The organism is Methylobacter sp. BlB1, assembly GCF_015476545.1.
Classification (GTDB): Bacteria; Pseudomonadota; Gammaproteobacteria; order Methylococcales; family Methylomonadaceae; genus Methylobacter.
In genome coordinates this window covers 1-9,757 of the sequence record NZ_JADMKV010000101.1, presented here as the reverse complement: position 1 = coordinate 9,757, position 9,757 = coordinate 1, and the positions used below count along the sequence as shown (strand labels likewise).

The following is a 9,757-nucleotide window of genomic DNA, read 5'->3' as shown; positions in this document are numbered from 1 at the left end:
GGGTTTCCGCTAAAGCTCCAACCCAGCCTACACAGGCTGTTAAAAGCAAGTAACTCGCCTTCGGGTGCGATAAACCCGATTAAATAAAACCGTCGCGCTAGCGACACTTTAATTAAATCTCAACTAACTGCGTAACATCAGTTATTCACTGACGTTACGATGCCAATTCATTGAGCATAATACATCAGATTCGCTGCTGCGGCGAAAGCCGACTGGTTTTCCCGCCATTGCACGTCGCTGCAGAGAAGCTGAACAGATTCTTAGGTATTTGTACCCATTGTCAGGTTCAATAAGAACGAGGAATACTTATGCCCCTAAAGCATGCCTAGCGCGTTGATAATATGAATAATACCGGAATTATATATGCCTCAACCTCTATGCAGAAGGCGAAGAATTCGCCTGTTGCCTTCGAGATAAAAAAGACATTTCGCAAATGCCAACCACGCCCTGGAGGCCGAATAAATCTCAGGAAACTAAATTTAGACATAAGAAACTGGCAACGTCCAGCTTGCCTGCCTTCCCGCGCGGTATAGGCTGACCGTGATTAAGTCAGGCAATCCATATGACGACATAAGGACGTGCATCACTGATGCGCTGATCTATTCTGCGAGGGTCTTGACCTTGGCGCATGAAAGCGGCTATTCGATTTTGCCAGCCGAGCCTGTAATTACTTGAGATTTCTAAGGAGTCTATATGTCTAGTAAGTCTATTCTTGTCTCACTCTTGGCAATAAGCAGCTTTTCCGTACCCGCCCCCGGCACAGCCGCCGAGCAGTTGCCTGATTTATGGAATATCATCCCGGCAGAGGAGATGAAGATTGTGCCGACGAATACCGGACTGGAGTTCCGTTACACGCACAATATTGCCAATGCGGGTCCAGGCCCGTTCGAGATCCAGCCCAATTACAATGAGGCGTCCGGCAATTTCCAGGGCCTCCAGCATATTTACTCACTCAACGCCGACCAATGGTCGATCAGCCGAAAGGTTCGCATAGCCGGCGCGTTCGAGTTTCACGCCGAACACGGGCACTTCCACTACCCCTTGGCAGCCTTCGGGCTTTACTCGGTTGCTCCGGATGGCGGCCTCGGAGCACCCGTTGCGCTTAGTCCCAAAATCGGTTTTTGCATCGTCAACTCGTTCGCCTATGATAAAACACTGCCGAATTTTGGTGCCTTCACCAATCAAGGACCGTGTACCGACCCAAGGTCTCTGCGGGGTATAGCTGTCGGTTATGTAGATAATTACGATTACAATGATGAAGGCCAATCTATTCCCCTCCCCATTAATCCCGCTACCAAAAAGCCAGGCCTGCCCGATGGCACTTATTGGTTCCGAGCGATCGCTGACCCGAACAATTTCATCGTCGAGAGCAACGAAAAAAACAACATTACCGGCATCAAGATCGTCATCAAAGATAATGCGGTCATACAAACATCCGATCCCGTATTCCCGGATTCGACACCGCCTGACATTGTCATGATATCACCTCCGGACGGCGATCACCTGTTCGGCACTATCTCTCTCAGAGCAAATGCGCGTGCAACCGGCAATGCTGGCGTACAGTATCTTCTCGACGGCGCGCCATTGGGTAAAAGCACCCAGGCGCCGAATTACTCCTTTGCCTGGGACACGACGACCGTAACGAACGGCACCCATTGGCTGGCCGCCCAGATCATTGATGCGGCCGGACGCACCGGCACCTCGCCCGTCGTAGTAGTGCTGCCTGCGGCCCAGGGCGAGAAAGATGCCACGGTCCCGACCATCACATTAACTCAACCTAAAGCTAATTCGACAGTATCCGGCATTGTTGAGGTTGGCGCGACAGCGACCGATGACAGGCACGTTGCGCGCGTTCAGTTCTTTATCGATGGCAAACCGCTAGGTTCTGCGATCACCAGACCGCCCTTCATGACTCGATGGAACACCAAGACTGCAGCTGACGGCTCACACGTGCTGACCGCCTCGGCCACCGATGCGGCCGGACAAACCGGCAATACCGACAATGCAGGCAATCCGGCAAAACAAACCGCCACCGTGGACAACACTGCGCCGCCGCCAGACGTTATCGGTAAAGAAGCCGTTGTGGTCCAGGAAGGTCCTGGGGCACTAACCACGCCCCCGTTTTCCACTACGACAGCGGGCGATTTGCTCATTGCTTTTGTAGCCTATGATGGTCCGGCCAATCAGGCTCAGACGACCACGGTAAGCGGCGCCGGCCTGAGCTGGCAACTTGTCAAACGCAGCAATACTCAAGGCGGTACGGCAGAAATCTGGTCAGCACGAGCGCCTGGCATACTGACCAACGCCACAGTCACATCAGCCCCCGAGAAAGGTTCTTTTGACGGTTCGCTCATTGTCGTTGCATTCACCCACGCCGCCGGCACAGGCATTCAAGGCATCACAGGCGGTTCATCCGGCGCACCTAATATCACCCTGCCCGGCATAGCGGCAGGTAACTGGGTATGGGCGGTCGGCAACGATTGGAGCGGTGCAGCAGCCCGAAAGCCCGTACCTGGGCAAGTACTCGTCTATCAGGGAATCGATACAGGAGCCGACAATACTTTTTGGGTGCAATCGACCAGTGCACCGTCCGATGCCCTCGGTCTGGTGGATATCCATGACAGCGAGCCGACCGGCAATCATTGGAACTATGCCGCTGTAGAGATCATTGCAACACGCGGCGGCTCCGGGACAGGCGCGGGTCTTAACGCCTCTTTTGACGGCACCATGCTGACGCTCCCGGTCGTCAAGGTCGGCAATCAAAACTACCGGGTAACGCTGAGAATCACCCCGCTCAAAGGCAGCCCGACCGGCTACGGCTTTGTACTGGATAGCGCCGTACCGACTACGGCTTCTTCGGATACTGCCGCGATGTATGACCCTAAAACCGGACAACTGCTTTTACATTCGGTAGCGTTGATGTCCGAGGGCGTCAGCCAAGGCAGCGGGAATGCCCGACTGAAATGGGTAGCTGGCTCTGCCCCCATGCTATTTGCCCTGGAAAGTCCTAATCTTCCGAATATTTCTCCTCCGGCTGTTTACTCTTCTGATAGCGGTGTCATGACGCTGCCGGTTGTCAACGTCGGCAGTCAAAAGTACCGTGCAACGCTGAGGCTCATTCCGCTCGAAGGCAGTCCGACCGGTTACGGATTCAAACTGGATAGCGCTGAACTGACCGCTGTGTCTTCGAATACTGCCGCAACTTTTAACTCGGCAACCGGACAAATCGATCTGCCCGAGATAAGGCTGATACAAAATGGCGCCAGAATGGGCCAGACGACTGTATCTTTCAAAATGGAGTTAGTAGCGGGTTCTAATCCGCTGGTGTTTAAATTGACCAGTTTGCCCCCCATCAATGAAAAACCGTGGCAGTAAATTAAGGACGGACTTCTCATCATGGGCATGAAATTGGTTTATTTTTGCTTATTTAGCCATTGACCGTGAGAGCGATGTCCAGCGCGACTTGCTGGGCGATTTTTAAATCGCGATGTGGGCATCGCTCCCACCACGGGCAGAGCCAGCACTCGCGCCACGAGCCGATATTGCACTCAGCATAACCGCCATTTTTCAATACATGCGCCGCCTGAACAGCCAGGAGGCGCAGATCAGCGTGACGATGCCGATCACGGCCAAAGGCCAGTATTGCGAAAGCAATACGGACATCGACAGGCCTTCAAGAAAAACGCCGCGGACGATAACCAGGAAATAGCGCAAGGGATTGAGCAATGTAAGCTCCTGTACGAACGGCGGCATATTGGCGATCGGCGTGGCAAAGCCGGACAGAATGACGGACGGCACTAAAAACAGGAATGCCCCCAAAAGACTCTGCTGCTGAGTGACAGACAGCGATGAGATCATCAGGCCGATGCCGATATTGGCAAGCACAAACAGCACCACGCCCAGATACAGCGCAGCCAGACTGCCGATCATCGGAACCTTGAACCAGAACACGGCCATGAAAATGATGAATGAGGCTTCAAGAATGCCGATAATCATCGCCGGCAGCGCTTTGCCCACCAATATCTGAAAAGGCGTCAGCGGCGTCACCAGCAACTGGTCAAAGGTGCCCTGCTCGCGTTCGCGGGCAATGGAAAGCGCTGTGACGATGACGGTCACGACCTGCGTCAGCAGACCCACAATACCGGAAACGATAAACCACTGGCTTTCCAGGTTCGGGTTGAACCAGGCCCTGATCTGCAATTGCGCGGGCGGCAGCGGCAGGCGATGCCGCTCGGCCCAGTCCAGATTAAACGCCGCCACTATGCTTTGCATGTAATTCAGGGCAATCAGCGCCGTGTTGGAATCGCGGCCGTCGACCAGAATCTGCACTTCGGCAGGCTTCCGGCCCAAATACAGATCGCGGCTGAAATGCGGGCCGAGATGCAGCACGGCCAACACCTTCTTCTCGTCGATGGCCGGCGCGATCTGTTCCTGACGGGTGATCCTCAAAACCTCCGTAAACGCCGGTGCCGCGGTAAAGCGCTCGATAAAATCGCGCGAGGCAATGCCCGGATCCTCGTTATAAACCGCAATGGGAATATGATTGAGATCGAAAGTGGCGGCATAGCTGAATATGAAGAGCTGGATCATCGGCGGACCGATCAAAATGAAGCGGCTTTTCCTGTCCCGGAGCACAGCCAGAAATTCCTTGATCAATAGCGCATGAATCATGGCCCACATAATTACTCCAGCCGTTTCGGGGCTTTCTTCGCAGCCAGCGCGAACAACACGGCCGCCATCAATGCCAGCGCCAGCGCATTGGGCAGAATAACGGGCCAGACGTCGCCGGCCAGAAATACGGTTTGCAAAATCGCCACAAAATAACGCGCGCCCACCAGATACGTGAACGCCTGTATGGCTGGCGGCATGCTGTCGATATTGAAAATGAATCCGGATAAAAGAAAGGCCGGCAAATAAGTGACGATGATGGCTGCCTGGCCGGCGACGAACTGGTTTTTGGCGATAATCGAGATCAACAGCCCCATGCCCAGGGCGACCAGCAGAAACAGCGTGCCGGTCAGCAATAATACCCAAAACGAACCGCGCAGCGGCACGTCGAACAGAAACACCGCCATGGCAATGGACAGCAGCATCCCGCCCATGCCGAGCAGATAATACGGGGCCAGCTTGCCCAGCAGGACTTCGCCCATCGTGACCGGCGTCGCGATCATGGCCTCCAGCGTGCCGCGCTCCCATTCGCGGGCCATGACCATGGCCGTCAACAGCGCGCCGGTCAGCGTCATGATCATGGCAATCAGGCCCGGCACCAGGAAGTCCTTGCTCAGCACCGCACTGTTGTACCAGATCCGCTGCTCGGCGATGACCGGCCTCGACAGAGTTGTGCCGCGCGACCTGGACAAATGGCTCAGCCATTCATTCCATGTGCCCTGGACATAGCCCGAAACCAGGCGCGCAGTATTGGCGTCCACGCCATCGACGATGACCTGTATGGCCGGCGAGTTCTGCTTGAACAGCTGGCTGCTGAAATTTTCGCGCAGCCGGATAATGCCCATGATTTTTCTATTCAGGAGCGCGTGTTCTGCGGCCGCCATATCGGCAAAATAAAATGATTGGAAATACTCGGACTGCTGAAAGGCCGCCGTGAAACTCGCGGCCTCAGGCGTGGTATTCTCCACGACCCAACCTATCGGCACCCGTTTGGCGTCCAGCGAAACGCCGTAACCGAACATGAACAACAAAAGCACCGGCAGCAAGAAAGCAATGGCCAAGCTGCTCGGATCGCGCCAGATCTGCAGGAACTCCTTGGCGATCAGTCCTTTCAGGCGCATGCGTTTTCTAGCCCTTGAATCGATCATGGCCGTTTTGCCTGTATCAGTTGGATAAACGCATCCTCCATGGTCGGATCGGGCAAGCTTGGCGTGCGCGCCTGCCGCTTGATCTCAACCGGCGCGCCAGCCGTTAAAATATCGCCTTCGGCCATGATCACCAGGCGGTCGCAGTATTCGGCTTCCTCCATGAAGTGCGTGGTCACCAGCACCGTGACGCCGGCTGCGGCCAGACGGTTGGTGCGGTTCCAGAACTCCCGCCTGGCCAGCGGGTCGACGCCGGACGTGGGCTCGTCCAGAAACAGGATTTCCGGCTCGTGCATCAAGGCGCAGGCCATAGCCAAACGCTGCTTGTAGCCCAGCGATAAATCGCCGCTGTTGGCATCTTTGCTCGCTTCCAGTTCAAATTGCTGCAAGGCCCACTGGATGCGATCGTCACGGCGCGCATTGCTCAGACCGTAAACACTGCTGAAAAACACCAGATTCTGGCTCACGCTCAGATTCGAATACAACGAGAACTTCTGCGACATGTAGCCGATCCGCGCGCGGGCCTTGGCCGCCGCCTTGCGCAGATCGACGCCGGCAACCCGCAATTGGCCGCTGCTGGCCGGCAGCAATCCGCACAGCATGCGAAAAGTCGTGGTTTTGCCCGCGCCGTTCGCGCCCAACAGTCCGAAGACCTCGCCGCGCCTGACCGTGAAGCTCAATTTTTTCACCGCCTGAAAATCACCGAACCAGCGGTCGACGCCGTCAACGCGAATGACCTCTTCATCGGCGGCAGACGCGGACGGTTCCGTTATCCTGTCTGCCTGCCGGATCGGCGCGCGGCGTTTATTCAACAGCTCGATAAAGGCGTCTTCCAGACGCGGGGCGATAGTCTCGATTCGGGTTTTGCCGTTGTCTGCCCTTGACAGCGCAGCATTGACCGCATCTTCACTGTCGCAAACGATGCGTACCGCCTCGCCCTGAATGACGGTATCGGTAATGCCGGGCTGGCCGCTCAGGCGGTTTTGCAAGTCGCGGTTGGAAAGGTCGGGATGCGTAATGCGATAACAGTGCCCCTGGACTTTGCGCCTGAAGGTATCTGGACTGCCGTGGTCCAGCAGCTCGCCTTCATCCAGCAGCATGACTTCCATGCAGCGCTCGGCCTCGTCAAGATAAGCCGTGCTTAACAACACGGTCGTGCCGCTCGTTTTCACCTGCTGATCGATAATGCTCCACAACTCCCGTCTCGACACCGGGTCAACCCCGACGCTGGGCTCATCCAGCAACAGCAGTTGCGGCCGGCTGAGCAGCGTGCAGGCCAGCCCCAGTTTCTGCTTCATGCCGCCGGACAGGCGGCCGGTCAGGCGCGTGGAAAAAGGCGCGAGATTCGTCATGCGGGTTAATTCCTGAAAGCGCTGTTGCCTCTCCTCCCGGCCGATGCTATGAAGATCGGCATAAAGGTTCAGATTTTCCGCCACGCTGAGGTCTTCGTACAGGCCGAAGCGCTGCGGCATATAACCGGTCAGTCCGCGAAGCTGCTCGGCCTGAGCGCCGCTGTCGTACCCGAATACAGTAACGCGGCCCGAATCCGGCAGCAACAATCCCGCCGCCAACCGCATCAGCGTGGTTTTGCCGGCGCCGTCCGGTCCGACCAGACCGGCCACCGTGCCTTTCGGCAGCGTCAGCGACACATTCTGCAAGGCACTGACGGTGCGTCGGCCGGCAACAAAGCTTTTGCTGACAGCCTGGAATTCGAGCGCTAAAACTGACTGATCGGCACGTGAATCGGGCATTACCGCTCCTTGCAAGGCGGCGATGCACTGCTTTCAGGACTTGAAGCAAGAGGAATATTCACTGTAACCGGCATGCCAAGGCGCAATTCGTTTTGCGGGTTGCAGGCAAAAACGCGCACCTGATAAACCAGACTGGTGCGTAGCTCCGGCGTTTCCACGGTTTTCGGTGTGAACTCGGCCGTCGGCGAAATGAAACCGACCCAGCCGTCATAAACTTTGTCGGGATAGCTGTCCGTCCTGATTTTTGCCGGCATGCCGTATTTCAGTCTGCCCAGCCGGTTTTCGGGCACATAGGTTCTCGCCCAGACCGGATCGATCAGCGCCAGCGTATAAACCGGCGTGTTGATACTGGCCATATCGCCGGGTTCCAGAATCCGGTCCTGGATGATGCCACCGGCGGGCGCGTAAAGATGCGCGTCCTGCCAGGCTTTCTTCGCCAGATTGAATGCGCTTTCAGCCGCTTCCAGCTGCGCCCTGGCTTCGGCAATGTCTTCCACGCGCGGACCGATAACCGCAAGTTCATGCAGTTCTTTCAGGGAGCGCATTCGCTCACGGGCCGCGTCCAGTTCCGAGCGGGCACGGTCCAGTGATTGTACAGGCGCCGATTTTCTCCGGACCATCTCCTGCATCCTGTTAAATTCCTTTTCCGCGAACGCCACGGCTGCCTGCGCCGACTTGACATCCGCCTGCGCCTTGCGAATGTCTTCAACGCGCGAGCCGGCCTCCAGCCTTGCCACCACCTGACGCTGGGCCTCGGCTTTGGCTTTGGCATTGTCCATCGCATACTGAAAACGCTCCAGATCCTGCATGGCCAGCAGCTGGCCTTGTTTGACCTGATCGCCTTCCTTGGCATGCATCTTTGCTATGTATTCGGTGTCATGAAAACTCAGCTCAATCTGGCGGATGTCGATATTGCCGTATAGCGTCAGGCTGTTTTTGTCAGTTGGCTTGGTACGGTTGGCATACCAGACGGCAATCGCAATGCCGGCTATAATCGCCAAGATAATGATAATTTTCAGTAATCTCATGCCGAATCCAAATATTGATAATCTATCATCTATCCTACGCCGTCAGGGCGCAATACGCTTGCGCTATTGTGCCCTACGAGTTACGGATTATACAAACCTCGGCCTTCGTGAACAGCCCAAACGTTTGAGCCTGCGTAGCACAAGGATCGTGCAGGAGTTTACTTGTTAGCTTCAGGATAGTTTTTCAAGTAATGCAATAGCTCAACCACTCTATTCTTTATAATGGCTGTTTGGTATGCACTGCGAGAAATAGCCGACGACGATCCAAAATTGTCTAATGTCCAGTTATTATCGATAAAGTTGTACTCCGCATCGCGGAACTGAATCCATAGACGCTGCGAACGCAGCAAGGACTTTCTGCTATTGGCATTAAGTTGTTTGCTTAAAGCCGTATAGGCCTGGTTGAGTTCTTGATCGAGAAAGTCACCGTACTGAATATATGCTTTGAGAATTTCCTCTTGATTTTGCGCTTGTTTCTCAACAACGAGTTCATATTTTTTGCTGCGCGATTCAAAGTCTGCAACGAGATCAGGCGCATCCGGATTATCGATAGCGAAGCAAAAAGACGCCTGTGCGAGCAACCATGCTGCTAGAAAAAAAGTTTTTGCTTTCGGCCCGATTAAAAACATTGTCTCACCACTTTTTGTAAATACCTTGTGAATAAACATTCCATTCGCATGCTCTTCTATTTTCGAGCCCTTTCATCACCTTACCTTGGGATTTACTCCAAGCTTTCCAAGCTGCTTCAAGATTTTTGTAATTGGTCTCAACTTCAGGATCATTCACCAGCTTAACGACTGATGAACCGGAAAAGCCACTTGCTCCAGCACCGATATTAAAGGCTAGCATAACTAGCGCATCAAATTGCTGCGGCTTTAATTTAACTTTTATATTTGAACGGACGGCATTGACAAAGGGAGATAGATCCTGCTCAAACAATATGCTTGCGGCGCTAACCGTAATACCGTCTCTGTAAGTATCCCATTCGGTCCTTTTAATTAAATGGCCATAGCCTATAGTTGCGCCGACGGTCCATGCGATAATTTCCTTACCAGTTTGATCATCATAAGGTTGCAAGCGAAGCTGCTCTATATCTTTGAGCAGAGTTAATCAGAAATGGATCCAGAAAGTTGGACAGTGGCTTAAGTGATAAAACTGCTCTATT

General features: G+C 54.5%; 7 protein-coding genes. 1 reads left to right on the top strand and 6 read right to left on the bottom strand.

Annotated elements, in window-relative coordinates:
• The first annotated feature begins 693 nt into the window (after positions 1 to 693).
• Positions 694 to 3,375 (top strand): Ig-like domain-containing protein, encoded by a 2,682-nt coding sequence (locus tag IT781_RS20825; protein ID WP_194972095.1) that lies wholly within the window; start codon positions 694 to 696, stop codon positions 3,373 to 3,375.
• A 192-nt stretch (positions 3,376 to 3,567) separates the two neighbouring features.
• On the opposite strand, the gene IT781_RS20820 is transcribed toward IT781_RS20825, so the two are convergent.
• The 6 genes from IT781_RS20820 to IT781_RS20795 all read right to left on the bottom strand — a co-directional run bounded on the left by IT781_RS20820 (position 3,568) and on the right by IT781_RS20795 (position 9,669).
• Entirely contained in the window at positions 3,568 to 4,680 is a 1,113-nt protein-coding gene (locus IT781_RS20820; protein ID WP_194972094.1) for an ABC transporter permease, read from the bottom strand.
• A gap of 2 nt (positions 4,681 to 4,682) precedes the next feature.
• Complete coding sequence (locus IT781_RS20815) at positions 4,683 to 5,816, bottom strand: ABC transporter permease (protein WP_194972093.1); 1,134 nt, start codon at positions 5,814 to 5,816, stop codon at positions 4,683 to 4,685.
• Positions 5,813 to 7,564: an ATP-binding cassette domain-containing protein gene (locus tag IT781_RS20810; protein ID WP_194972092.1), complete on the bottom strand. Its 1,752-nt coding sequence runs from the start codon at positions 7,562 to 7,564 to the stop codon at positions 5,813 to 5,815. The genes IT781_RS20815 and IT781_RS20810 overlap by 4 nt, the downstream gene beginning before the upstream one ends.
• The gene (locus IT781_RS20805) at positions 7,564 to 8,592 is read right to left on the bottom strand and encodes an efflux RND transporter periplasmic adaptor subunit (RefSeq protein WP_194972091.1); all 1,029 of its coding nucleotides are present in this window, start codon (positions 8,590 to 8,592) and stop codon (positions 7,564 to 7,566) included. The genes IT781_RS20810 and IT781_RS20805 overlap by 1 nt, the downstream gene beginning before the upstream one ends.
• Before the next feature lie 158 nt (positions 8,593 to 8,750).
• Entirely contained in the window at positions 8,751 to 9,260 is a 510-nt protein-coding gene (locus IT781_RS20800; protein WP_194972090.1) for a lysozyme inhibitor LprI family protein, read from the bottom strand.
• Positions 9,226 to 9,669: a lysozyme gene (locus IT781_RS20795; protein ID WP_228779327.1), complete on the bottom strand. Its 444-nt coding sequence runs from the start codon at positions 9,667 to 9,669 to the stop codon at positions 9,226 to 9,228. The genes IT781_RS20800 and IT781_RS20795 overlap by 35 nt, the downstream gene beginning before the upstream one ends.
• Between the last annotated feature and the right edge of the window lie 88 nt (positions 9,670 to 9,757).

What these genes read in the sequence shown, in the direction of transcription:
- IT781_RS20825 (WP_194972095.1), top strand. Translation starts at nt 694, where the DNA reads ATGTCTAGTAAGTCTATTCTTGTCTCACTCTTGGCAATAAGCAGCTTT.
- IT781_RS20820 (WP_194972094.1), bottom strand. Translation starts at nt 4,680, where the DNA reads ATGTGGGCCATGATTCATGCGCTATTGATCAAGGAATTTCTGGCTGTG.
- IT781_RS20815 (WP_194972093.1), bottom strand. Translation starts at nt 5,816, where the DNA reads ATGATCGATTCAAGGGCTAGAAAACGCATGCGCCTGAAAGGACTGATC.
- IT781_RS20810 (WP_194972092.1), bottom strand. Translation starts at nt 7,564, where the DNA reads ATGCCCGATTCACGTGCCGATCAGTCAGTTTTAGCGCTCGAATTCCAG.
- IT781_RS20805 (WP_194972091.1), bottom strand. Translation starts at nt 8,592, where the DNA reads ATGAGATTACTGAAAATTATCATTATCTTGGCGATTATAGCCGGCATT.
- IT781_RS20800 (WP_194972090.1), bottom strand. Translation starts at nt 9,260, where the DNA reads ATGTTTATTCACAAGGTATTTACAAAAAGTGGTGAGACAATGTTTTTA.